This window comes from Streptomyces macrolidinus, assembly GCF_023887685.1.
In the GTDB taxonomy this organism is placed as follows: domain Bacteria; phylum Actinomycetota; class Actinomycetes; order Streptomycetales; family Streptomycetaceae; genus Streptomyces; species Streptomyces macrolidinus.
The window spans coordinates 64,929-88,336 of record NZ_JAMWMR010000016.1; the positions used below are offsets into that span (position 1 = coordinate 64,929).

General features: G+C 70.4%; 22 protein-coding genes. 9 read left to right on the plus strand and 13 right to left on the minus strand.

Features of this window, described 5'->3' with window-relative positions; translation table 11 throughout:
• Window positions 1–3: 3 nt before the first annotated feature.
• Together NGF19_RS18525 and NGF19_RS18530 are read right to left on the minus strand one after the other, a co-directional pair.
• Window positions 4–507: a DUF4190 domain-containing protein gene (locus NGF19_RS18525; protein WP_252426080.1), complete on the minus strand. Its 504-nt coding sequence runs from the start codon at window positions 505–507 to the stop codon at window positions 4–6.
• A gap of 110 nt (window positions 508–617) precedes the next feature.
• Complete coding sequence (locus NGF19_RS18530; protein ID WP_372505686.1) at window positions 618–1,052, minus strand: DUF4190 domain-containing protein; 435 nt, start codon at window positions 1,050–1,052, stop codon at window positions 618–620.
• Between the two features lie 543 nt (window positions 1,053–1,595).
• On the opposite strand from NGF19_RS18530, the gene NGF19_RS18535 reads away from it, so the two are divergent.
• From NGF19_RS18535 to NGF19_RS18545, 3 genes are all read left to right on the plus strand, one after another.
• A complete protein-coding gene (locus NGF19_RS18535) occupies window positions 1,596–2,654 on the plus strand; it encodes an adenosine deaminase (protein WP_252426082.1) in 1,059 nt (352 codons plus the stop codon).
• A 44-nt stretch (window positions 2,655–2,698) separates the two neighbouring features.
• Window positions 2,699–3,382, plus strand: coding sequence for a glycerophosphodiester phosphodiesterase (locus NGF19_RS18540; RefSeq protein ID WP_252426083.1), 684 nt, complete (start codon window positions 2,699–2,701; stop codon window positions 3,380–3,382).
• Between the two features lie 129 nt (window positions 3,383–3,511).
• Complete coding sequence (locus NGF19_RS18545) at window positions 3,512–4,669, plus strand: serine hydrolase domain-containing protein (RefSeq protein WP_252426084.1); 1,158 nt, start codon at window positions 3,512–3,514, stop codon at window positions 4,667–4,669.
• Between the two features lie 77 nt (window positions 4,670–4,746).
• Here the strand turns inward: NGF19_RS18545 and NGF19_RS18550 are convergent, their stop codons facing one another.
• On the minus strand, window positions 4,747–5,952 hold the full coding sequence (locus NGF19_RS18550; RefSeq protein ID WP_252426085.1) for a polyamine ABC transporter substrate-binding protein: 1,206 nt from the start codon (window positions 5,950–5,952) through the stop codon (window positions 4,747–4,749).
• Between the two features lie 151 nt (window positions 5,953–6,103).
• Window positions 6,104–7,543 carry a gamma-aminobutyraldehyde dehydrogenase gene (locus NGF19_RS18555; RefSeq protein WP_252426086.1) on the minus strand — a complete coding sequence of 480 codons (1,440 nt, stop codon included), beginning with the start codon at window positions 7,541–7,543 and terminating at the stop codon, window positions 6,104–6,106.
• 165 nt (window positions 7,544–7,708) lie between these two features.
• Between NGF19_RS18555 and NGF19_RS18560 the strand changes: the two genes are divergently transcribed.
• The 5 genes from NGF19_RS18560 to NGF19_RS18580 all read left to right on the plus strand — a co-directional run bounded on the left by NGF19_RS18560 (window position 7,709) and on the right by NGF19_RS18580 (window position 12,448).
• Window positions 7,709–8,224 carry an Lrp/AsnC family transcriptional regulator gene (locus NGF19_RS18560; protein WP_252426087.1) on the plus strand — a complete coding sequence of 172 codons (516 nt, stop codon included), beginning with the start codon at window positions 7,709–7,711 and terminating at the stop codon, window positions 8,222–8,224.
• Window positions 8,209–9,591, plus strand: a complete 1,383-nt coding sequence (locus NGF19_RS18565; protein WP_372505687.1) for an aspartate aminotransferase family protein — start codon at window positions 8,209–8,211, stop codon at window positions 9,589–9,591. The genes NGF19_RS18560 and NGF19_RS18565 overlap by 16 nt, the downstream gene beginning before the upstream one ends.
• A 392-nt stretch (window positions 9,592–9,983) precedes the next feature.
• Window positions 9,984–10,721, plus strand: a complete 738-nt coding sequence (locus tag NGF19_RS18570; RefSeq protein WP_252426089.1) for an ABC transporter ATP-binding protein — start codon at window positions 9,984–9,986, stop codon at window positions 10,719–10,721.
• On the plus strand, window positions 10,703–11,929 hold the full coding sequence (locus tag NGF19_RS18575; protein ID WP_252426090.1) for a hypothetical protein: 1,227 nt from the start codon (window positions 10,703–10,705) through the stop codon (window positions 11,927–11,929). The genes NGF19_RS18570 and NGF19_RS18575 overlap by 19 nt, the downstream gene beginning before the upstream one ends.
• Before the next feature lie 111 nt (window positions 11,930–12,040).
• Entirely contained in the window at window positions 12,041–12,448 is a 408-nt protein-coding gene (locus NGF19_RS18580; RefSeq protein ID WP_252426091.1) for a VOC family protein, read from the plus strand.
• A 119-nt stretch (window positions 12,449–12,567) separates the two neighbouring features.
• On the opposite strand, the gene NGF19_RS18585 is transcribed toward NGF19_RS18580, so the two are convergent.
• The 9 genes from NGF19_RS18585 to rpsB form a co-directional block, all read right to left on the minus strand.
• Complete coding sequence (locus NGF19_RS18585; RefSeq protein ID WP_252426172.1) at window positions 12,568–13,599, minus strand: ABC transporter ATP-binding protein; 1,032 nt, start codon at window positions 13,597–13,599, stop codon at window positions 12,568–12,570.
• 2 nt (window positions 13,600–13,601) lie between these two features.
• A complete protein-coding gene (locus NGF19_RS18590) occupies window positions 13,602–15,272 on the minus strand; it encodes an ABC transporter permease (RefSeq protein WP_252426092.1) in 1,671 nt (556 codons plus the stop codon).
• Window positions 15,248–16,303, minus strand: coding sequence for a thiamine ABC transporter substrate-binding protein (locus NGF19_RS18595; protein ID WP_289735624.1), 1,056 nt, complete (start codon window positions 16,301–16,303; stop codon window positions 15,248–15,250). Before NGF19_RS18595 ends, NGF19_RS18590 begins: the two co-directional genes overlap by 25 nt.
• Window positions 16,304–16,541: 238 nt before the next feature.
• Entirely contained in the window at window positions 16,542–17,648 is a 1,107-nt protein-coding gene (rlmN, locus tag NGF19_RS18600) for a dual-specificity RNA methyltransferase RlmN (protein ID WP_252426094.1), read from the minus strand.
• Window positions 17,649–17,796: 148 nt separating this feature from the next.
• Window positions 17,797–18,927, minus strand: coding sequence for a phosphatidate cytidylyltransferase (locus tag NGF19_RS18605; protein ID WP_252426095.1), 1,131 nt, complete (start codon window positions 18,925–18,927; stop codon window positions 17,797–17,799).
• Window positions 18,927–19,484 carry a ribosome recycling factor gene (frr, locus tag NGF19_RS18610; RefSeq protein WP_252426096.1) on the minus strand — a complete coding sequence of 186 codons (558 nt, stop codon included), beginning with the start codon at window positions 19,482–19,484 and terminating at the stop codon, window positions 18,927–18,929. Before frr ends, NGF19_RS18605 begins: the two co-directional genes overlap by 1 nt.
• A gap of 171 nt (window positions 19,485–19,655) precedes the next feature.
• The gene (pyrH, locus tag NGF19_RS18615) at window positions 19,656–20,414 is read right to left on the minus strand and encodes a UMP kinase (RefSeq protein ID WP_252426097.1); all 759 of its coding nucleotides are present in this window, start codon (window positions 20,412–20,414) and stop codon (window positions 19,656–19,658) included.
• Window positions 20,415–20,594: 180 nt separating this feature from the next.
• Window positions 20,595–21,431: a translation elongation factor Ts gene (gene tsf / locus NGF19_RS18620; RefSeq protein WP_252426098.1), complete on the minus strand. Its 837-nt coding sequence runs from the start codon at window positions 21,429–21,431 to the stop codon at window positions 20,595–20,597.
• Between the two features lie 171 nt (window positions 21,432–21,602).
• Window positions 21,603–22,472 (minus strand): 30S ribosomal protein S2, encoded by an 870-nt coding sequence (rpsB, locus tag NGF19_RS18625; protein WP_252426099.1) that lies wholly within the window; start codon window positions 22,470–22,472, stop codon window positions 21,603–21,605.
• Between the two features lie 272 nt (window positions 22,473–22,744).
• On the opposite strand from rpsB, the gene NGF19_RS18630 reads away from it, so the two are divergent.
• Window positions 22,745–23,338 (plus strand): M23 family metallopeptidase, encoded by a 594-nt coding sequence (locus tag NGF19_RS18630; protein WP_252426100.1) that lies wholly within the window; start codon window positions 22,745–22,747, stop codon window positions 23,336–23,338.
• The last annotated feature ends 70 nt before the right edge of the window (window positions 23,339–23,408 follow it).

Sequence of the window (23,408 nt, forward strand, 5' to 3'; positions counted from 1 at the left end):
CGCTCAGAACATGCTCAGACCGCCGAGCAGGCTCGCGAAGAACAGGAATCCCAGCAGCGGCAGGATCACGGTGGCCGTGATCCCGCAGACGAGACCGGAGGTCGCCGCGCCCTTGTTGGTGGCCTCGCCGCGGTTCGCCTTCCCCCTGCCGATCGCGCCGAAGATGATCGCGAGGATGCCCAGGATGATCCCGAAGACCACCAGGAATCCGGTCAGGGTGCACACCAGGCCGATGATGCCCAGCACCAGTCCCGTGGTACCCATGCCGTTGCTCGGCGGCATGGCCATGACATAGGCAGGCGCCTGCGGGTAGCCGACGGGGGCCTGCGGGTAACCGGCGGGAGCCTGCGGGTATCCGGCACCGGCGGGCGGCGCGGCCGGGTAGGACGGCGTCTGCGGGGCCGCCTGCGGGTAGCCGTACACAGGTTCCGACTGCGGCGCGTATCCCGGGGACGGCGGCTGGGACGGCGGCCCGAACCCACCGGGCCCGGGATTGGTGTCGGACATGAAACGATCTCCCCTCGTTGACAGTCAAGGCATCGTAATGGCCCAACTGCGCTGAGTGCACCGGTCTTTGGGATCGCCGGGACCGCCGGGAGCGGCGAGGGCGCGAGACGTCAGCGGCGGAACAGCATCGTGACCGAGGTACGGAGCGCGTCACCGGCATAGGGCGAGTCGGGGTCCGCGGGGATGTGGGTGACCGCGAAGAAGATCCCGATGATCATCAGCGTGATCACGGCGACGCCTAGGGCGAGCCCGATGATGCCGAGGACGAACCCCGCCTGGGCCTGCCCGTAGTTGTCGGCCTCCCCCTGGTCGGCGCGCTTGCGCCCCTTGACCCCGAAGACCACCGCGAGGATCCCGAGGACCAGCGAGACCACCCCGTACAGACAGAAGAGACAGACCGAGAGGATGCCGAGCACCAGGGCCGCGATCCCGAGCCCGTTCCGCGGCTGCATCGGCATACCGGGCCAGCCGTAGCCCGCGTAGTACCCGGAGGCGTCGTACGGAACCGCTCCGGGACCGGTGGGCGCGATCGGCGGCGGGGGCACGGGGAAGCCCTGGTCGCCACCGCCGGGCGGAGGGGGCGCCGATCGACCGTGGTACGGAAACGGTGACGGCGGCGGCCCGGCCTGCGGCTTGTCCAGAGGCACCTTGTGCTCGGGCGGCGCCCACGGATCACGCGCGTCCTGCCCCGAATGTGCTTCCTCACCCACGGCCCAGCCCCCTTGATCTCCGACCCGCCATGCTACGACCGCGCACAACCACCACTTCGCCCACCCCGGCCGCCCGGTCCGCGGCGACTCCGCAGACTGTCCTGCCCGGTCCCCCACCCGTACGCCTAAGGGCTGTCCCGTAATCCCTGGCGGATCAGCGCGCGGCGTCGGATGCGGTGCATCGCAAGGCGGAGGGACGCCCGAATACTGGACGTATTCGGGCGTTCCGACAACGCGGCGAGGTGCCGTAGCCGTCGTCGCGCGCCCGTCAGGGATTACGGGACAGCCCTTAGGATCGTCCCCGCACCACCGATCAGCCGATCACCCGCGTCCGTCGCCCTCGCCCGGCGTCAGGGCGCCGTTTCCGGGGAGGACCCCTTGACCGACCACCGTGACACCCCTGCCGTGCGTGAGCTGCGCACCTTCATCGCCGGGCTGCCCAAGGCCGAACTGCATGTGCACCACGTCGGCTCCGCCTCCCCCCGTATCGTCTCGGAGCTGGCCGCCCGCCATCGTGACTCCCGGGTGCCCGCCGATCCCGAGGCGCTCGCCGAGTACTTCACGTTCACGGACTTCGCCCACTTCATCGACGTGTACCTGTCCGTGGTCGACCTCGTCCGCACCCCCGAGGACGTACGGCTGCTGACGTACGAGATCGCGCGCGACATGTCCCGGCAGCAGGTCCGCTACGCGGAGCTGACCCTCACCCCGTACTCCTCCACCCGTCGCGGCATGGACGAGCGGGCGTTCATGGACGCGATCGAGGACGCCCGCAAGGCGGCGGAGGCCGACTTCGGGACCGTGCTGCGCTGGTGCTTCGACATCCCCGGCGAGGCGGGCCTCGAATCCGCCGAGGAGACGGTACGGCTCGCCACCGACGACCGGCTGCGCCCCGAGGGGCTGGTCTCGTTCGGGCTCGGCGGCCCTGAGATCGGCGTGCCCCGGCCGCAGTTCAAGCCCTACTTCGACCGCGCCATAGCCGCCGGGCTGCGCTCCGTGCCCCACGCGGGCGAGACGACCGGGCCCGAGACGGTCTGGGACGCCCTGACCGACCTGCGGGCCGAGCGCATCGGACACGGGACCAGCTCCGCCCAGGACGCGAAGCTGCTCGCCCATCTCGCCGAGCACCGCATCCCGTTGGAGGTCTGCCCCACCTCCAACATCGCGACCCGCGCGGTCCGCACCCTGGACGAGCACCCCCTCACGACGTTCGTCCAGGCCGGCGTCATGGTCACCATCAACTCCGACGACCCGCCGATGTTCGGCACCGACCTCAACAACGAATACGAGGTCGCCGCACGGCTGTTGGACCTTGACGAGCGAGGGCTGGCCGATCTCGCCAAGAACGCCGTCGAGGGCTCCTTCCTCGACCCGGCGGGCAAGGCACGGCTCACGGCCGAGATCGACTCCTACACCTCGGCGTGGCTCGCGCCCTGAGTCCTCCGGGTCGCCTCGTCGCACCCCGGCGGCACAATGGGCGCATGCGTACCGTGACTGCCGTGGCCCATCGCGGCGACCCCTACCTTCACCGCGAGAACACCCTCGACTCCCTGCGTTCCGCGCTCGGACGCGGCGCGGACGCGGTGGAGATCGACGTACGGCTCACTCGGGACGGCGTTGCCGTCCTGCTGCACGACGAGACGCTGAAGCGGCTGTGGGGCCACGACCGGCCGCTCACCTCGCTCACCTCCGACGAGGTGCGGGGGCTGACGGGGGGTCGCGTGCCGACGCTGGCGGACGCGCTGGCCGCGACCGACGGAAGCCGGGTCATGATCGACCTGCCCGGCGGCCCGTCGGCCCGCGCCGTACGCCGGATCGTGGACACCGTCCGGCAGTGCGGGGCCGCGGAGCGCGTGTACTACTGCGCGGGCGCGCGGACCATGCTGGCGGTCCGGGCCGCCGACGCCGCCGCGGAGATCGCACTGACCTGGACGTCGCTCGCGCGCCCGCGCCCGGCCGTGCTGGAGGCCGTGCGCCCGCGCTGGCTCAACTACCGATTCGGCCTGGTCGACCGGGAGTTGGCGGAGCGGGTGCATCGGGACGGCTGTCTGCTGTCCGTCTGGACGCCGGACACCCGCCGCTCCATGCGGCGCCTCCTCGACCTGGGCGTGGACTCGATCACGACGAACCGCATCGAGACGTTGCGCGCGGCACGCGAGGGCTGAGCCGCTGAGCCCCTAGGGGCGACCCCGGGGCCGGTCCTCGGGGCCGTGCCCTCCTCGGCGACGATCCCCCGCTCCAGTACCGCCGCACAGGATGAACACCACGCATCCCACCGGAATCTGGAGCAGCCGATGCAGCTACGTCCGTCCGCCGTGGCACTCGCCACCGCCCTCGCCGTGGGTCTGACCACCCTTCCCCTGGCGGGAGTTGCCGCCGCCCACTCGGCGCCGTCGAAGTCCTGTTCCGCGCAGACGAGTTCACCGTCCACGTCCCGCGGCCCCGATGCCGAGGCCCTGTGCGCGGCGCTCGCCGGACTGCCCGACCAGGACGCCACGGCGGCGATCATCCGCGTGGGCGGCAAGGGGAGTTGGCACGGGGTGGCCGGGGTGCGGGACATCACGACGGGGGCACCGGCCCTGGAGAACGCGCGCTTCCGCGCGGGTTCCGTCACGAAGGTCGTCACCGCGTCCCTCGTCCTGCAACTCGCCGCGGAGGGGCGCGTCCGCCTCGACGGCACCGTGCAGCACTACCTTCCGGGGCTGCTGACCAAGGACTTCAAGCCCATCACCGTACGGCAGTTGCTGAACTACACCAGCGGCCTGGACGCCGGCGCCTCCCTCGGCGACTCGGTCGAGGACGGATACCCGCACCGCTTCGAGACCCTGACGCCCCGTCAGGTCGTCGCGACTGCGGTCGCCAAGGGCCCGCAGTGGGACCCCGGCACCCGGCAGGAGTACTCCAACATCCACTACACCGTCCTCGGCATGCTGATCGAGAAGGTCACCGGCGACTCGTACGCGCACCAGGCGTCCGTACGGATCTTCCAGCCGCTCGGCATGCGCGACACCTCGTTCCCGCAGGGCCCCGACCCGCTGATCCACGGCCCGCACAACCGCGGATACGACAAGTTCAGTGGCGAGTTGACCGATGTCACCGACTGGAACATGTCCGACCGCTGGGCGGCCGGCGACCTGATCTCGACCACCGCCGACCTCGAACGACTGCTGGTGGCACTGTTCCGCGGCAAGGTCGTCCCCAAGCCGCAGCTCAAGGAGATGTTCACCCTCCCGCACGTGCCCGGGGCGCGGTACGCCGCGGGCCTGGAGAAGCTCGAACTGAACGGCAAGGTGATCTGGGGCAAGACGGGCTCACGCCCCGGTTACGCCACGGCGATCGCCGCCGCCCCCGACCTGTCCCGCACCCTGGTCTACTCGGTGAACGCGACGGACGCGAAGGGCGACGGCCTCCCCATCGCCGAACGCTTCGGCTTCCCGGCGTTCAACCGCTGACACCCGAGAGCGAAGGAGCCGGTCCCCATCGGCTCCTCCAGCCGCTCGATCGCCGCTCCATACGCGGCAGTCGGGGCCTACAGCCCGACGATGCCGTTCCACCGCTTCGTGAACTCGGCCCGCTCCTTGGGCGTGATGTCCCGTGCGACCGCGAGGCGCTTGCGCATCGTCGCGTCCGGGAAGATCAGGGGGTTCTCGGCCAGGGCCGCGCTCTCCTTGTCCTTGGACGCGGCGAGAACGTCCTGGGCCGCCGGGACGGGGCAGACGTAGTTCACCCAGGCCGCGAGTTCCGCGGCGACCTCGGGCCGGTAGTAGTAGTCGATCAACTGCTCCGCGTTGGCCTTGTGGCGCGCCCGGTCGGGGATCATCAGGGTGTCCGCCCACAGCTCCGCGCCCTCCTCGGGGACGACGAAGCGGATGTCGGGGTTGTCGGCCTGCAGTTGGATCACATCGCCCGAGTACGCCTGGCAGGCCACCACATCGCCGCTGACGAGGTCCTTGGTGTAGTCGTTGCCGGTGAAGCGGCGGATCTGGCCGCTGCGGACATGCCGCTCGACCTGGTCGCAGATCGTGTCGAAGTCGGCCGCCTTCCACCGGGTGATGTCCACGCCGTTGCCCTGCATCAGCAGCGCGAACGCCTCGTCCAGACCGGACAGCAGGGTGACCTTGCCCTTGAGGTCGCGCGCCCACAGGTCCGAGACGCTGCGGATCTCCCGGCCGGCCTTGCGGCGGTTGTACGCGATGCCGGTGATGCCGGACTGCCACGGCACGCTGTACTTGCGTCCCGGGTCGAAGGCGGGCGAGCGCAGCAGCGGGTCGAGGTAGCGCGCCACGTTCGGCTGGGCGGCCCGGTCCATCTCCTGCACCCAGCCGAGGCGTACATAGCGGGCGCACATCCAGTCGCTGTGGACGATGAGGTCCCGGCCCGGCTGCTGATGGTTCATCAGCGACGGGCTGATCTTGCCGAAGAACTCGTCGTTGTCGTTGATCTCCTCCACGTAGTCGACCGTGATGCCGGAGCGCTTCTCGAACGCCTCCAGGGTCGGCCGCCGGTTCGGGTTCTTGTCGTCCGTGTCGATGTACAGCGGCCAGTTGGCGAACATCAGCCGCTTGTCCCGGGTGGACAGGTCGGCGGCGGCCCGGTCACCGGGGGCCACGTACGCCGCGGGCACACCACAGCCGGCGAGCGCGCCGAGCGCCGCGCCGCCGCCGAGGGCGCGCAACAGGGAACGGCGGGAGGGGGTCGACGTCCTCGGGGGCGACGTCTTGGGAGTCAGGGACATCCCGGCAGCATGGCCGTCCCTCCGCGAGCGTTCAATGGACGCTGCGTCGAGCGGCCCCACCCGGAACCGACACCTTGTCGACCTGCGGCACGTACGCCGGCGGCCCCGGACGGGGACACTTCCCGTCCAGGGCCGCTCGGTTGCTCGACGCTTACGCGTCCAGCGACGTCATCACGTGCTTGATGCGCGTGTAGTCGTCGAAGCCGTACGCCGACAGGTCCTTGCCGTAGCCGGACTTCTTGAAGCCGCCGTGCGGCATCTCCGCGACCAGCGGGATGTGCGTGTTGATCCAGACGCAGCCGAAGTCGAGGACCTTGGACATGCGCATCGCGCGCGCGTGGTCCTTGGTCCACACCGAGGAGGCGAGGGCGTAGTCGACGCCGTTCGCGTACTCGACGGCCTGCTCCTCGTCCGTGAAGGACTGGACGGTGATGACCGGGCCGAAGACCTCGTTCTGGATGATCTCGTCGTCCTGCTTGAGGCCCGAGACGACGGTCGGCGCGTAGAAGTAGCCCTTGTCGCCGACGCGCTGGCCACCGGCCTCGACCTTGGCGTGCGCGGGCAGCCGCTCGATGAAGCCGGAGACCTGCTTGAGCTGGTTCGGGTTGTTCAGCGGGCCGTAGAGCACGTCCTCGTCGTCCGGCTGGCCGGTCTTCGTCTCGGCGGCGGCCTTCGCGAGCGCGGCCACGAACTCGTCGTGGATGGACTCCTGGACTAGGACGCGGGTGGCGGCCGTGCAGTCCTGACCGGCGTTGAAGAAGCCCGCCACCGAGATGTCCTCGACGGCCTTGGCGATGTCGGTGTCCTCGAAGACGACGACCGGGGCCTTGCCGCCCAGCTCCAGGTGGACCCGCTTGAGGTCCTTGGAGGCGGACTCGGCGACGGACATGCCCGCGCGCACGGAGCCGGTGATGGAGGCCATCGCCGGGGTCGGGTGCTCGACCATCAGGCGGCCCGTGTCGCGGTCGCCGCAGACGACGTTGAAGACGCCCTTGGGCAGGATCGAGCCGATGATGTCGGCCATCAGGGCCGTGGACGCCGGGGTGGTGTCCGACGGCTTGAGGACGACCGTGTTGCCCGCGGCGATCGCCGGGGCGAACTTCCACACGGCCATCATCATCGGGTAGTTCCACGGCGCGACCTGCGCGCAGACGCCGACCGGCTCACGGCGGATGATGGAGGTCATCCCGTCCATGTACTCGCCGGCCGAACGGCCTTCCAGCATGCGGGCGGCGCCCGCGAAGAAGCGGATCTGGTCGACCATCGGCGGGATCTCCTCCGACCGGGTCAGCCCGATCGGCTTGCCGGTGTTCTCGACCTCGGCCGCGATCAGGTCCTCGGCGCGCTCCTCGAACGCGTCCGCGATCTTCAGGAGAGCCTTCTGACGCTCCGCGGGCGTGGTGTCGCGCCAGCCGGGGAAGGCCGCGGCGGCGGCGGCCATCGCGGCATCGACGTCCGCCTGCCCGGACAGCGGGGCGGTCGCATACGCCTCGCCGGTCGCGGGGTTGACCACCTCGGTGGTCCGCCCGTCGGCGGCGTCGCGGAATTCGCCGTCGATGTAGTTGCGCAGACGACGCAGCTCGGTGCTCACTGCCGGCCCCTCCAAGTTCGGGTGTCCATTCGCTGAGATTCCCACCCTAGTGGTGGCGCCACGTTTCCAACAGTCCTGATCACGCCATGGCTGCGAAATCCGCAGACTCAAAACACGTAGACAACGGATTTCATCGCTCGAACCTTGCAAAACTGTCGAGACGTCGTGCAGAGTGAGCTTGTGGCCAGTCGAAGCGCACAACCGAGGGACTCCCGCGAGTCCAGGAACGGCACCCCCCAACTGGATGCCGTCTCCCTCGCGATCATCGAACAGCTCCAGGAGGACGGCCGCCGACCGTACGCCGCGATCGGCAAGGCCGTCGGCCTCTCCGAAGCGGCCGTGCGCCAGCGCGTCCAGAAGCTGCTCGACCAAGGCGTGATGCAGATCGTCGCCGTCACGGACCCGCTCACCGTGGGCTTCCGCCGACAGGCGATGGTCGGGATCAACGTCGAGGGCGATGTGGAGTCGGTCGCCGACGCGCTGGCCGCCATGTCCGAATGCGAGTACGTGGTGATGACCGCCGGCTCGTTCGACCTGATGGTGGAGATCGTCTGCGAGGACGACGACCACCTGCTGAACGTCATCAGCAAACGCATCCGGGCCATCCCCGGAGTGCGCTCCACCGAGAGCTTCGTCTACCTCAAGCTCAAGAAGCAGACCTACATGTGGGGAACCCGATAGCCGTGAGTACCAAGGACCTCAGCAAGACCGCGTACGACCACCTGTGGATGCACTTCACCCGCATGTCCTCGTACGAGAACGCGCCCGTTCCCACGATCGTCCGGGGTGAGGGCACCTACATCTACGACGACAAGGGCAAGCGCTACCTCGACGGTCTCGCCGGTCTGTTCGTGGTCCAGGCGGGCCACGGCCGTACCGAGCTGGCCGAGACCGCGTTCAAGCAGGCCCAGGAGCTGGCCTTCTTCCCGGTGTGGTCCTACGCCCACCCGAAGGCCGTCGAGCTGGCCGAGCGCCTCGCGCACCACGCCCCGGGCGACCTGAACAAGGTCTTCTTCACCACGGGCGGCGGCGAGGCCGTCGAGACCGCCTGGAAGCTCGCCAAGCAGTACTTCAAGCTGGTCGGCAAGCCCACCAAGCACAAGGTCATCTCGCGTGCGGTCGCCTACCACGGCACCCCGCAGGGCGCCCTGTCCATCACCGGCCTGCCGGGCCTGAAGGCCCCCTTCGAGCCGCTGGTCCCCGGCGCGCACAAGGTGCCGAACACCAACATCTACCGCGCCCCGATCTTCGGTGACGACCCGGAGGCCTTCGGCCGCTGGGCCGCCGACCAGATCGAGCAGCAGATCCTCTTCGAGGGCCCGGACACCGTCGCCGCGGTCTTCCTGGAGCCGGTGCAGAACGCCGGCGGCTGCTTCCCGCCGCCGCCCGGATACTTCCAGCGCGTGCGCGAGATCTGCGACCAGTACGACGTGCTACTCGTGTCGGACGAGGTCATCTGCGCCTTCGGCCGCCTCGGCACGATGTTCGCCTGCGACAAGTTCGGCTACGTCCCGGACATGATCACCTGCGCCAAGGGCATGACCTCGGGCTACTCCCCGATCGGCGCGTGCATCGTCTCCGACCGCCTGGCCGAGCCGTTCTACAAGGGCGACAACACCTTCCTGCACGGCTACACCTTCGGTGGCCACCCGGTCTCGGCCGCGGTCGGCCTCGCCAACCTCGACCTGTTCGAGCGCGAGGGCCTCAACCAGCACGTGCTCGACAACGAGGGCGCGTTCCTCTCGACGCTGCAGAAGCTGCACGACCTGCCGATCGTCGGCGACGTCCGCGGCAACGGCTTCTTCTACGGCATCGAGCTGGTCAAGGACAAGACGACCAAGGAGTCCTTCAACGAGGAGGAGACCGAGCGCGTCCTGTACGGCTTCCTCTCCAAGGCCCTGTTCGACAACGGCCTGTACTGCCGCGCCGACGACCGTGGCGACCCGGTCATCCAGCTCGCCCCGCCGCTGATCTCCAACCAGGAGACCTTCGACGAGATCGAGCAGATCCTGCGCGCGACCCTGACGGAGGCCTGGACCAAGCTCTGAGCCTTCTGAGCCAGCGCGCCGACAGGTGACGTTCGCCCGTCAAGGAGCGGCGTTCGGTGCGTGCTCTCGGCGTGCCGGACGGAAGCCCGCGTACTGGATGTACGTGGGCTTTCGACCGGTGCGGCGAGAGTGCGTGCCGGGCGTCGCGACAGGGCGAATGTTGCCTGTTGGGGTGCTGGGTCTCCCTCCTGACGGTGACCCCGTCAACGGCCCCGCACCGCCCGTTCCAGTGAAAAACGGCGGTCCGGGGCCGTCTGCTGTCCTGGCTCCCGCCGCCCGCTGCCTAGCGTGCACGGTGCACTGTGACCGATCGGCCCTGCCTTCGTCCCCCGAACTGGTCCCCCGGAGGGGGACCCACAGGGGGACAACGGATCCGAACCGAGGTGTACGCGATGGTGGCCCCGCCGGACAACGACGTACTCTGGGCACGCGCCCTGCACTTCCAGCACAACGGCTCGCCCGCGCTCAACGGCGTCTCGCTCGGTGTGCGCGAGGGCGAGATCCTGGCCGTCACCGGCCGGCGCGGCAGTGGCAAAACGACTCTGCTCCAGTGCCTGGCCGGGCTGCTCCCGGCGCAGCAGGGCGAGGTCTGGTTCAACAGCACCCCGGTGCACACCATGGGGCCGCTCACCCGCGAACGGCTGCGCCGCGACCGCTTCGGCTGGATCGACCCGGTGCCCCTGCTCGTCCCGGAACTGAACGCCTGGGAGAACGCCGCCCTGTCACTGCTGCTGCGCGGCACGAGCCGCCGCCGCGCCAAGGCCGCGGCCCTGGAGTGGCTGGAGCGTCTCGACATCGGCGGCTGCGCCCGCAAGCGCCCGTACGAACTGGTCCAGTCCGAGCGCCAACGGGTCGCCATCGCACGGGCGATCGCGGCGGCACCGACCGTCCTGTTCGCCGACGAGCCCACCGCCCCGCTCTTCCGCGCCGACCGTGTCCAGGTGCTGCGCACCCTCGCCTCGGCGGCCCGCTCGCACGGCATCACGGTCGTCCTGGCCACCCAGGACCCGGACACCGCCGCCCTCGCCGACCGCACCGTCTCACTGCTGGACGGCCGCCGCGTGCACACCCTCCAACTGCCCCCGCTCACCGAGACGGAGGGCCGCACGGCGTGCTCGCTCTCCGCCTAGCCCGCGCGGCCCACCCGCTGGTCCAGCTCCGCCGACTGCTGGTCGCCGCGGCCTCGGCGGGCACGGGCTTCCTGCTGCTGTGCACGCTCGGGTACGCGCTGGCGCACCCGCAGGCGTCGACCGGTTCGGCGCTGCGGCTGGCCTGGTGCCTCGCGCCGATGGCCGCCACCGTGTACTTCGCCGTCGCCGTCGCGCGGACCGACCCCGGCACCCGCCCCCGGTCCGGCCTGGCGGCGATCGGCCTCGGTCCGGGCCGCCTGATGGCGCTGTCGGCCATGACCACCGCGCTGTCGACCGTGTTCGGCTCCCTCCTCGCGCTGCTGGCCTTCCTGCATGTACGGGGTGACCTGCCGGGCGGCGCGCTCGGTGGGCGGGCCGCGGAGTTCCTCGCCACGGACCAGCCGCTGCCCCTGCCCGCGGCGCTCACCCTGCTCGCGCTGGTCCCGGTGACCGCGTCCCTGGCGAGCGCACTGGTACTGCGCCCACGCGAGGAACGGCGGCGGCGCGCCGGACGGCGGAACGCCGAGGCCGAGCCCGAGGCCGAGCCCGCCGCCGAGGTTCCCGGTGCGGTCGTGGACCCGGACCGGCCCGCCGCTCCCCGGCCCGCGCCGGGCGGCCTCCCCTGGGGCGTGGCCGCGCTCGCCGCGGGCCTGGCCGTAGAGACGTACGCGGGCCGTACGCACCCCGCTTCCGGCCCCTGGCTGCCCGGTGATCCGGCGCGCGGGCCCCTCGCGGTACCGATGGGCTGGGCGCTGACCGCGCTCGGGCTGACGCTGGCCGGGCCCGCGCTCACGTACCTGTGCGGCCGACTGCTCCAGGCCGTGCGCCCCGGTGCCGTACGGCTGCTCGCCGGGCGCGGTCTCCAGGAGGAGGCGGGGCGGATCGGGCGACCGCTCGGGGTGGTGAGCGCGGTGGCGTCCGGGGCGTACGCGACGGCCGCGCTGTCCGCCGACGCCGCTCGCTCGTTCGGGCCGCTCACCGCGCTGGGCGCACTGCTGGTGGCGGGCTGCACGCTCGCGACGCTGGCGGTGGCCGCGATCGAGGCGAGGCAGGCACGGGCCGCCACGGTCGCCGGGCTGGTACGGCTGGGCGCGCCCGCCACGCTGCTGCGCAACGCGGTGCTGCTGCGCGCGGCCGTCCTGATCGTGGTGTTCGTGCCGCTGACCTGGGCCGTCGCGGAACTGGCGGCGCTGCCGCTGCGGGGCTGAGGCGGGGGTCACCGACTGCGGGAAATCTCTTCGCGGGCCATCGATGAGTTTCGCGGCGGGCCCCGGTCTGTCTCTGCGTACACATCATCGAAGACCGGGAGATTGTGCTTCATGTACCAGCAGATGATCTTCGTGAACCTGCCCGTCGCCGACGTCGAGGCGTCGAAGAAGTTCTTCACGGAGCTGGGCTACTCGCTCAATCCGCAGTTCTCGACGGACGACTGTGCCTGTGTCGCCATCAGCGACACGATCGTCGCAATGCTGCTGGGCAAGCAGCGCTACGCCGAGTTCACCTCGAAGGAGATCGTCGACGCCACGAAGACCAGCGAGGTGCTGCTCTGCCTGAGCGCCGAGAGCCGGGCGAAGGTCGACGAGTTGGTGGACCGGGCGCTGGCCGCGGGGGCCACGGCCGCGCGGGAGCCCATGGACTACGGCCACATGTACGGCCGCGCCTTCGACGACCTGGACGGCCACACCTGGGAGGTCATGTGGATGGACCCGGCGGCGATCCAGGGCTGAGCCCCGGCCCGCACGACCACACGGCCCGCCCCGTTTCGGGGGCGGGCCGTGTCCGTATCGGGCCGTGTCCGTATACGGAAGGACGTGGTACGGAAGGGCTCGTACGGGTGTTACGGGTGCTACGTGCGGGAGGCGCCGCCGAGCACCACGACGTCGGCGGCGTCGAAGACGACCCCGACCGTGCCCCCGGGCTCCGGCGCCTCGCGCAGTGCGCACGCCGCCTCCAGGCCGGGCGCCCCCTCGGGCTGCAGGCGCACCGCGACATGGGTGCCGCGGAAGGTGCGTGCGGCCACGGTGCAGCGCAGGCCCTCGGCGGCGTCCACCAGCCGTACGCCCGCGGGCCGTACGAGCAGCGTGCCCGGCCCCTGCGGGGAGTCCTCCGGCACCGGGAGCTTGCCCCAGGGGGTGTCCGCGGACTGACCGGTGACAGTCGTCTCCACCACGTTGTCGAAGCCGAGGAAGCGCGCCACGAACTCGTCCGCGGGGCGCTGCCACACCTCAAGTGGCGTACCGGACTGGGCGATCCGCCCCTCACGCATGACGACGACCCGGTCCGCGAGCGCGAAGGCCTCGCCCTGGTCATGGGTGACGGCGAGCACGGTCGTCCCCAACGTCCGGAAGACTCCGCGCAGTTCGACGACCAGGCGTTCGCGCAGCGAGCGGTCGAGCTGACCGAGCGGCTCGTCCAGCATCAGCAGCCGCGGCCGGGGCGCGAGGGCACGGGCGAGCGCGACCCGCTGCTGCTCCCCGCCGGAGAGCGAGGCGACCGCCCGGCGCTCCGCCCCGGGCAGACCGACGAGATCGAGCAACTCCCGTACGCGGCGCTCCTGTTCCTGACGCGACGCGCCGTGCATACGGAGCCCGAAGGCGACGTTGCCGCCCACGTCCCGCTGCGGGAAGAGCTGATGGTCCTGGAACATCAGCCCGACGCCCCGGCGGTGCGCGGGCACGCCGCCGAGGTCCCGGCCGTCGAGGAACACCCGGCCGGAGTCGAGCGGTTGCAGCCCGGCCACGGTGCGCAGCAGCGTCGACTTGCCGCCGCCGCTGGGTCCGAGCACGCAGACGATCTCGCGCTCGGCGACGTCCAGTTCGACGCCGTCGAGCGCCGTGTGTCCGGCGAAGCGCACGCTCGCCCCGTCCAGCCTGAGCATCGTCACACCACCCCCCGCTCCGTAGGCTCCGTACGCAGTCGTTCGAGCACCAGCAGCGCCACCGCGCACACCACCATCAGGATCGTCGAAAGGGCCATGGCCTGGCCGTAGTTGAGATCGCCGGGTCGTCCGAGGAGCCGTGCCACCGCGACCGGCAGCGTCGGGTTGTCGGGCCGTGCGATGAACACCGTCGCGCCGAACTCGCCGAGCGACACAGCGAACGCGAACCCGGCCGCGATCAGCAGCGCCCGCCGGACGATCGGCAGGTCGACCTCCCGCCACACCCGCCAGGGCGACGCTCCGAGCACGGCCGCCGCCTCGCGCAGCCGTTCGTCCACGGCCCGCAGTACGGGCAGCATGGTGCGCACCACGAACGGGGCGCCCACCAGGGCCTGCGCGAGCGGCACCAGGATCCAGGAAGCCCGCAGATCCAGGGGCGGCTCGTCGAGGGTGATCAGGAAGCCGAAGCCGACGGTCACCGCGGACACCCCGAGCGGCAGCATCAGCAGCGCGTCGAAGCCGCGTACGAGACGGCCGGCCCCCTTGCGGGCGAGGGCCGCGGCGGCGAGGGAGCCGATCAGTACGGCGATGAGCGTGGCGGCGACGGCGTAGCGCAGCGAGTTGCCGACCGCCTCGATCGGCGCCACGAGGAAGGTGCCACCGTCGGTGCGCGTCAGCGCCGTGTAGTACCCGAACCCGGGCGCGTCGAACGAGCGCGCGACGAGGACGGCGAGCGGCAGGACGAGCAGCACCGCGATCGTGGCGAGGACCGCGCCCAGCAGCGCCCGCTGCCCCGCCCCGCGCGGTGTGCGCGCCGTGCGCGCCGCGTCGACCAGGCGCAGAGTGCTCTCGCCGCGGCGGACCGTCCAGGCGTGCACCCCGAGGATCGCGCCCACCGCGGCGAACTGGACGAGCGTCAGCACGGCCGCGGTGGACAGGTCGAAGATCTGCGAGGTCTGCCGGTAGATCTCGACCTCGATCGTGGAGAACCCCGGGCCGCCCAGGATCTGCACCACACCGAAGGAGGTGAAGGTGAACAGGAACACCATCAGCGCGGCGGCGGCCACGGCCGGGCCGAGGGCGGGCAGTGTCACCGTGCGCCAAGCCGTGAGCCGGGAGGCGCCGAGCATCCGGGCCGCTTCCTCCTGGCGCGGGTCGAGCTGGGCCCACAGACCGCCGACCGTGCGGACGACGACGGCGTAGTTGAAGAAGACATGGGCGAGCAGCACGGCCCACACGGTCCCGTCGAGCCGCACCCCCCACAGGTCGTCGAGGAGTCCGCCGCGGCCGACGAGCGCCAGGAAGGCCGTACCGACGACGACCGTCGGCAGGACGAACGGAACGGTGACGACCGCCCGCAGCATCCGCTTGCCGGGGAAGTCCAGGCGCGCGAACACATAGGCGCCCGGCAGCGCGACCAGCAGCGTGAGCGCGGTCGAGGCGAGCGCCTGCCATGTCGTGAACCACAGCACCTGCCCGACGCCGGGCTCCGCGAGCACCTCCGTGATCCGCCCGAGGTGCCAGGCGCCGTCGATACGGAGGCCGCGCGCGACGATCGCGGCGACCGGGTAGGCGAAGAAGACCGCGAAGAACGCGACGGGCAGGGCCATGAGCCCGAGCCGCGCCGCGTTCCCCCTCGGCCGCGGGGCTACTTCAGTACGAGCGATGTCCACGACTTGACCCACTGGTCACGGTTGGCGGCGACCTTGGCGGGGGCCATGGTCTCGGGGTTCTTCGCCTGCGGGCCCCACTTGACGAACTCCGCCGGCAACTGGGCGGTCTCCCGCACCGGGTAGACGAACATGTTCAGCGGCATGTCCTGCTGGAACCTCTCGCTGATCATGAAGTCGAGCAGCGCCTTGCCCCCCTTGCTGTTCTTGGCGTTGCTGAGCAGCCCGGCGTACTCGACCTGCTGGAAGCAGGTGCCCTGGGCCACCCCGGTCGGCGCGGTCTCGGGCCGCGGCTCGGCGTAGACGACCTCGACGGGCGGCGAGGAGGCGTACGACACGACGAGCGGTCGATCGCCCCCGGCCTTCTTGCCCCCGGCGGAGCCGGAGAACTCCTCGTTGTACGCCTGCTCCCAGCCCTCGGCCACCTTCACGCCGTTGGCCTTCAGCTTCTTCCAGTACCCCTGCCAGCCGTCGTCCCCGTACTTCGCGGCGGTCCCGAGCAGGAAGCCGAGGCCGGGCGAGGACGTGGACGCGTCCTCGGTGACCAGGAGGTTCTTGTACGCGGGCTTGACGAGGTCGTCGAACGTGGCGGGCGGGGTCAGCTTGTGGTCGGCGAAGTACTTCTTGTCGTAGTTGACGCAGATGTCGCCGGAGTCGATCGGAGTGACCCGGTGCCGGTCCTCGTCGGCCCGATACCTCTTCACGACCTTGTCGTAGCCCTTCGGCTCGTACGACTGGAACAGCCCGTTGTCGAGGGCCCGCGAGAGCAGGGTGTTGTCGACGCCGAAGAAGACGTCGCCCTGCGGGTTGTCCTTGGTCAGGATCGCCTTGTTGACGGCCTGGCCCGCGTCACCGTCCTTGAGGACCTTGACCTTGTACCCGGACTCCTTCTCGAACGCCGCTATGACGCTCTTCGAGGCGGCCCACGAGTCATGGCTCACGAGGGTCACGGTCTTGGAGTCGCCGCCGCTCCCGTTCGTGGAGGTGGACGACCCGCACGCGGACAGCGTGACCATGCCGAGCCCGACGGCCATGGCCGCGAGCGTCCTGCCGGTGATGTGCACTGAATTCCTCCTGGAGTGACCAGGAAGAGACGCGGCCCTGCCCCGATGACCCGCACGGGCCGGGGCAGGGCGCAGCAGCTTGAGTGAAGACCGAACTTCCTACCCAGAATGACCTGGGCGAGGTTCAGAGGGTCTGCGGTCGTTACCGCACTCTCAGCGCTGTGGCGCTCCCCTGTCGGAATATGAAGATGTACGTACGGAGTTCAGACTACCGCTCGCTCGCCGCCAGTTGTCCACACGCTCCGTCGATCTCCTGGCCGCGGGTGTCCCGGATGGTCACCGGCACCCCATGGGCCGCGATCGCCTCGACGAACGCCTTCTCGTCCTCGGGCCGTGACGCGGTCCACTTCGAGCCGGGCGTCGGGTTCAGCGGGATCAGATTGACGTGCACCGGCTTGCCCTTGAGGAGGCGGCCGAGCCGATCGCCGCGCCACGCCTGGTCGTTGATGTCCCGGATCAGCGCGTACTCGATGGACAGCCGCCGCCCGGACTTGGCGGCGTACTCGAAGCCGGCGTCCAGTACCTCGCCGACCTTCCAGCGGGTGTTGACGGGGACGAGGGTGTCGCGCAGTTCGTCGTCCGGTGCGTGCAGGGAGATGGCGAGGCGGCACTTGAAGCCCTCGTCCGCGAAGCGGTGGATGGCGGGCACCAGTCCGACGGTCGAGACGGTGATGCCGCGCTGCGAGAGGCCGAGGCCGTCCGGCGTGGGATCGGTGAGCGCCCGGATGGCGCCGATCACGCGCTTGTAGTTGGCGAGCGGCTCGCCCATGCCCATGAAGACGATGTTGGACAGGCGCGCGGGACCACCGGGGATCTCACCGTCGCGCAGCGCCCTCATGCCGTCCACGATCTGGTGCACGATCTCGCCGGTGGAGAGGTTGCGGTCGAGACCGGCCTGCCCGGTCGCGCAGAACGGGCAGTTCATGCCGCAGCCCGCCTGGGAGCTGATGCACATGGTGACCCGGTCCGGATAGCGCATGAGCACGGACTCGACGAGCGTGCCGTCGAACAGCCGCCACAGCGTCTTGCGCGTCGTGTCCTGATCGGTCGACAGATGCCGGACGACCGTCATCAACTCCGGAAGCAGCGCCTCCTGGAGCCCGGCGCGGGAACCGGCCGGGATGTCGGTCCACTGCTCGGGGTCCTGCGTGTACCGCGCGAAGTAGTGCTGCGAGAGCTGCTTGGCGCGGAACGGCTTCTCGCCGATGGCCGCGACCGCCTCCTTGCGCTCGGCGGGCGTGAGATCGGCAAGATGCCGCGGCGGCTGCTTGGCTCCGCGCGGCGCGACGAAAGTGAGTTCTCCGGGCTTGGGCATGGTCCTACCAGTGTCGCAGACCCTCGTACGGGTTCTTCCCGGTGCGGGGCTGTCGCCCTTGCCACAGCGGAAGGCCGCGACCGGGCTCTTCGTATACGGAAGAGGCCCGTCGCGCCATGGCGACGGGCCTCTTCCGTATGTCCTGTCCTCAGCCCGCGCCGACGAAGACGACCAGCAGCAGCCAGACCACCGGGGCCGTCGGCAGCAGCGAGTCCAGGCGGTCCATGATGCCGCCGTGGCCCGGCAGCAGGGTGCCCATGTCCTTGATGCCGAGGTCTCGCTTGATCATCGACTCGCCGAGGTCGCCGAGCGTGGCGCTGACCGCCGCCGCGAGGCCCAGCAGGAGCCCCTGCCACCACGCACCGCCGTCGACCAGGAAGTGCATGCACAGCGCGCCCGCCGCCATCGCGAAGGCGACCGCGCCGACCAGGCCCTCACGGGTCTTGCCGGGGCTGATGCGCGGCGCGAGCTTGTTCTTGCCGAAGCGCCAGCCGACCGCGTACGCGCCCGTGTCGCTGACGACCGTCAGCAGCAGGAACGTCAGCACACGCTGCGGACCGTCCGACGCGGTCAGCATCATCGAGACGAACGTGGCGAGGAACGGCACGTAGAAGGCCGCGAAGAGGCCCGCCGTGACGTCCCTCAGATAGCCGTCCGGCGGCTCGGTCATCCGCCAGACCAGGACCGCGAGCGCGGTGAGCGCCATCGCCACCCAGGCGCCCTCGGCGCCGCGTACGTACCCGGCGACGACCATCGCCGCGCCGCCGACGGCCAGCGGGACGAGGGGCGCCTTGATGCCCTTGCGCTCCTCCAGCCGGTTCGTCAGCTCCCACAGGCCCACCACGACGGCGACCGCAATCACGCCGACGAACACGGCCTTGACGACGAACAACGACGCGATGATCACGACGCCCAGCCCGACGCCGACTCCTATGGCCGCGCCCAGGTCGCGGCCCGCGCTCTTCTTCTGCCGTGCGGGCGCCGGCTGCGGGGCGTCGGGCATGGGCTCCGGATTCTGCGGCGCCGCCCCATAGGGCGTGGCCGACGGCGTGTCGTCGCGGAACAAGGGGCCACCCGGCCGGGCGGCCCCGCGGTCGTCACCCTGGTCTCCGCCGAAGGCGGACACGTCGGGCACGGTGGGCATGGGGCGCGTCCGCTGCCGAGCGTCCCGCGCATCGTACGCGGGCCCCGCCGGGCCGGGGGCCTGGCCGGGCCCGCGCTCGGCGGGCCCCCGGTACCCGGCGGCCTGTGGCGGCGCTCCCCAGGGAGAGTCGTTCATCAGACCTCGAGCAGCTCGGCTTCCTTGTGCTTGAGCAGCTCGTCCACCTGTGCGACGTACTTCGCCGTGGTGTCGTCGAGCTCCTTCTCCGCACGACGGCCCTCGTCCTCGCCGACCTCGCCGTCCTTGACCAGCTTGTCGATGGCGTCCTTGGCCTTGCGGCGCACGGAACGGATCGAGACCTTGGCGTCCTCGGCCTTGCCCTTGGCGACCTTGATGTAGTCGCGGCGGCGCTCCTCGGTCAGCTCGGGGAACACCACGCGGATGATGTTGCCGTCGTTGCTCGGGTTGACGCCCAGGTCGGAGTCGCGGATCGCCTGCTCGATGTTGCGCAGCGCGCTCTTGTCGAACGGGGTCACCACGGCCATGCGCGGCTCCGGCACCGAGAACGAGGCCAACTGGTTGATCGGCGTCGCTGCGCCGTAGTAGTCGGCGACGATCTTGTTGAACATCGCCGGGTGCGCACGCCCGGTGCGGATCGCGGCGAAGTCCTCCTTGGCGACTACGACGGCCTTCTCCATCTTCTCCTCGGCCTCGAGGAGGGTCTCTTCGATCACCACTTGCTCCTGCGTGTCTTGAGTAGGCCCGGCGGCTGGCACTCGTCGGTCCGCGGCCGGCTGCGTCGCGTCTTCTTGCTGCACGGTTCCCGACCGGTAGGACATTGTCCATCCCTCCGGTCGGAAGCCGTCACCCGAACGGGGTTCGCACCCCGACGAGTGGGTCTCCGGTCAGTCCCGGCTGCCCTGGTCACCCACGAGTGTGCCGATCTTCTCACCCTTGACCGCCCGTGCGATATTGCCCTCGGCCAGGAGCTCGAAGACCAGGATGGGCAGGCTGTTGTCCCGGCACAGCGTGATGGCGGTCATGTCGGCGACCTTGAGGTCGCGGGTGATGACCTCGCCGTAGCCGAGCGAGTCGAACTTGACGGCCTCGGGGTTGGTCTTCGGGTCGGAGTCGTAGACCCCGTCCACGCCGTTCTTGCCCATGAGCAGGGCCTCGGCGTCGATCTCCAGGGCGCGCTGGGCGGCGGTCGTGTCGGTGGAGAAGTACGGCATGCCCATACCGGCGCCGAAGATGACCACGCGGCCCTTCTCCAGGTGGCGCACGGCGCGCAGCGGGATGTACGGCTCGGCGACCTGGCCCATGGTGATGGCCGTCTGGACGCGCGAGTCGATGCCCTCCTTCTCCAGGAAGTCCTGGAGGGCCAGGCAGTTCATGACCGTGCCGAGCATGCCCATGTAGTCGGAGCGGGCCCGGTCCATGCCGCGCTGCTGGAGTTCGGCGCCGCGGAAGAAGTTGCCGCCGCCGATGACGACCGCGATCTCGGAGCCGTCGCGGACCACGGCCGCGATCTCACGGGCGATGGCGTGCACCACGTCCGGGTCGACGCCGAGTCCGGTTCCCCCGGAGAACGCCTCTCCGGACAGCTTCAGCAGAAACCGGCCGCGTACTTTGCCGTCGTCGCTCTTCTCGGCCTTGGTGGTCATGGAGTTCTCCTCGTGGTGCACATACGAAGAAGGCCATTGCCGGTGGGTGATTCACATCCCATGCGCGGCAATGGCCTCCTCGTCAAATCTGTTGTCGTCCGCCTCGCACGGGTGCGGGGCGGCGTACCCGGACGACTGCTGTCGACCCTACCGGGGTCGCACGTCGAGCGCGGTACGGACTCAGATGCCGACCTTGATACGCGTGAAGCGCTTCAGGGTGACACCCGCCTCGTCCAGAACCTTCTGGACGGACTTCTTGTTGTCGAGCGCGTACGGCTGACCGAGCAGCGTCGCGTCCTTGAAGAAGCCGTTGAGACGACCCTCGACGATCTTCGGGAGGGCGGCCTCGGGCTTGCCCTCGGCGCGGGTGGTCTCCTCGGCGATGCGGCGCTCGGACTCGACGACCTCGGCCGGGACGTCCTCCTTGGAGAGGTACTTCGGCGCGAAGGCTGCGATGTGCTGGGCGACACCACGGGCGACGTCGTTGTTCGGCTTGTCGAACTCGACCAGGACACCGATCTGCGGCGGCAGGTCGGGCATGGTGCGGTGCATGTAGGCCGTCACGAAACCGTCGGCGTACTGCGCGAAGCGGTCCAGGACGATCTTCTCGCCCAGGTTGGCGTTGGCCTCGTCGACGAACGCCTGGACGGTCTTGCCGGGCTCGATCTCGGAGGCGAGCAGCGCCTCGATGTCGGCCGGGGAGGACTTGACGACGTGCTCGGCGATGGCCTTGGCCACGGCCTGGAACTTCTCGCCCTTGGCGACGAAGTCCGTCTCGCACTTCAGCTCGACGAGGACACCGGAGGAGTTGTCGTCGGCGAGGATGGAGACCACGGCGCCGTTCTCGGCGGAGCGGCCCTCGCGCTTGGCGACGCCCTTCTGGCCCTTGATCCGGAGCGCCTCGACGGCCTTCTCGACGTTGCCCTCGGCCTCGTCCAGCGCCTTCTTGCAGTCCATCATGCCGGCGCCCGTGAGCTCACGGAGCTTCTTGACGTCGGCGGCGGTGTAGTTCGCCATGATCTGTGAATCTCTTCTCGGAGTTCGAAGTCTCGAAGTCGGCGACCGCCGCCGCGTTGCGCGGACGGCCGCCAGAGATCTACGGGCTACGAAGATCTCAGGGCTGCGGGTGAACGGCGGGCGGCGCGGTCGGCGCCACCCGCCCTCACATCAGCCGAACGGCCCTGAAGATCAGGCCTGCTCGCCCTCGGCGGCCGGAGCCTCGGCGGCGGGGGCCTCGGCAGCCGGGGCCTCGGCAGCCGGAGCGGCCTTCTCGGCGTCAGCCTTCTTCTCGCCCTCGAGCAGGTCGCGCTCCCACTCGGCGAGCGGCTCGCCCGCGGCCTTCTCGCCCTTGCCCTCGGTGGCGACACCGGAACGGGCGATGAGGCCCTCGGCGACGGCGTCGGCGATCACGCGGGTGAGCAGGGTGACGGAGCGGATGGCGTCGTCGTTACCCGGGATCTTGTAGTCGACCTCGTCGGGGTCGCAGTTGGTGTCGAGGATGGCGACGACCGGGATGTTGAGCTTGCGGGCCTCGCCGACCGCGATGTGCTCCTTCTTGGTGTCCACGATCCAGACGGCGCTCGGCACCTTCTGCATCTCGCGGATACCGCCGAGGGTCTTCTCCAGCTTGGCCTTCTCGCGGGAGAGGACCAGGAGCTCCTTCTTGGTCAGACCCGAGGCCGCGACGTCCTCGAAGTCGATCTGCTCGAGCTCCTTGAGGCGCTGGAGGCGCTTGTAGACGGTCGAGAAGTTGGTGAGCATGCCGCCCAGCCAGCGCTGGTTGACGTAGGGCATGCCGACGCGGGTGGCCTGCTCGGCGATGGCCTCCTGCGCCTGCTTCTTCGTGCCGACGAACATGACGGTGCCGCCGTGGGCGACGGTCTCCTTGACGAACTCGTAGGCGCGGTCGATGTACGACAGCGACTGGAGCAGGTCGATGATGTAGATGCCGTTGCGCTCGGTGAAGATGAAGCGCTTCATCTTCGGGTTCCAGCGACGGGTCTGGTGACCGAAGTGGACGCCGCTCTCCAGCAGCTCCCGCATCGTGACGACGGCCATGGCCGTTCTCCTTGAGTTGTCTCGGTTGTGCCGCGGGTGCCGGATGGCACTCGCGCCTGACGCCCGCGATGCGCCGTGCCACGAAGGACCGAGGGGCGCTGACACCAACCTGGTGACGGCCTGGTGTCGGGGCGTGCGAAGTCGACCCGGTGACCCGGATCGCACAAGAAGTGTACGGGACCGACGGGGCGGCGGGTGACGCCACTGTCCACAAGCCGCTGGTTGTCCACAGCCCAGGGCCGTGATCGGCCGGTGTGCGGCACGGTTCTCGCATGCGAGCGAAACGAAGTGCCGTGCTGCTGCTGATGGTGGTCAGCGCGCTGAGCACGGTGGCCTGGGCGGGCACGTGGGACGCCCCGAAGCCGGACGTGGTGCGGTCCGCGCCGGGGCCCGATGTGCCGGCGCTGGCCCGGAACTGGCCGGTGGGCACCCGCCCCGCGGTCGTACGGGGCTGGGAGCCTCCGTCGCGCGCGTACGGGCCGGGCCACCGCGGCGTGGACCTGGCGGCGGCCCCGGGCGATCCGGTCCGAACGGTCGCCGCCGGCCGGGTGGCCTTCGCGGGCAGAGTGGCGGGCCGGGGCGTGATCTCCGTGGACCTGACAGGTACGGGCGCCCCACCCCTGCGAACGACCTACGAGCCCGTCCACGCGACCCTGCCCCAGGGCACCGAGGTGGCCGCGGGCGAGCCCCTCGGCACACTGGAACCCCCCACCCCCCACTGCGCGTCTCCGTGCCTCCACTGGGGCCTGCGCAGAGAAGAGACCTACCTGAACCCGCTGTCCCTGCTACCGCCGTGGCTACTGCACGGGACGCACTCCCGCCTGCTCCCGGTGGAGGGGGTGCCTACGCCGACGCCGGGGATATGACGCGCTGGGGGCGCGCGCCCGGCCTGGTCGGCCCGTTACTCAGCGCGGGGTCACAGCTCGGAGGCCCGTA

Excerpts from the sequence above, each read along its gene's own strand:
- rlmN (WP_252426094.1), bottom strand. The coding sequence starts at position 17,648 with ATGCCCAAGCCCGGAGAACTCACTTTCGTCGCGCCGCGCGGAGCCAAG.
- NGF19_RS18540 (WP_252426083.1), top strand. The coding sequence starts at position 2,699 with ATGCGTACCGTGACTGCCGTGGCCCATCGCGGCGACCCCTACCTTCAC.
- NGF19_RS18525 (WP_252426080.1), bottom strand. The coding sequence starts at position 507 with ATGTCCGACACCAATCCCGGGCCCGGTGGGTTCGGGCCGCCGTCCCAG.
- NGF19_RS18580 (WP_252426091.1), top strand. The coding sequence starts at position 12,041 with ATGTACCAGCAGATGATCTTCGTGAACCTGCCCGTCGCCGACGTCGAG.
- NGF19_RS18550 (WP_252426085.1), bottom strand. The coding sequence starts at position 5,952 with ATGTCCCTGACTCCCAAGACGTCGCCCCCGAGGACGTCGACCCCCTCC.
- NGF19_RS18545 (WP_252426084.1), top strand. The coding sequence starts at position 3,512 with ATGCAGCTACGTCCGTCCGCCGTGGCACTCGCCACCGCCCTCGCCGTG.
- pyrH (WP_252426097.1), bottom strand. The coding sequence starts at position 20,414 with ATGACCACCAAGGCCGAGAAGAGCGACGACGGCAAAGTACGCGGCCGG.
- NGF19_RS18585 (WP_252426172.1), bottom strand. The coding sequence starts at position 13,599 with ATGCTCAGGCTGGACGGGGCGAGCGTGCGCTTCGCCGGACACACGGCG.
- NGF19_RS18570 (WP_252426089.1), top strand. The coding sequence starts at position 9,984 with ATGGTGGCCCCGCCGGACAACGACGTACTCTGGGCACGCGCCCTGCAC.
- tsf (WP_252426098.1), bottom strand. The coding sequence starts at position 21,431 with ATGGCGAACTACACCGCCGCCGACGTCAAGAAGCTCCGTGAGCTCACG.
- NGF19_RS18595 (WP_289735624.1), bottom strand. The coding sequence starts at position 16,303 with ATGGCCGTCGGGCTCGGCATGGTCACGCTGTCCGCGTGCGGGTCGTCC.
- NGF19_RS18605 (WP_252426095.1), bottom strand. The coding sequence starts at position 18,927 with ATGAACGACTCTCCCTGGGGAGCGCCGCCACAGGCCGCCGGGTACCGG.
- NGF19_RS18630 (WP_252426100.1), top strand. The coding sequence starts at position 22,745 with ATGCGAGCGAAACGAAGTGCCGTGCTGCTGCTGATGGTGGTCAGCGCG.
- rpsB (WP_252426099.1), bottom strand. The coding sequence starts at position 22,472 with ATGGCCGTCGTCACGATGCGGGAGCTGCTGGAGAGCGGCGTCCACTTC.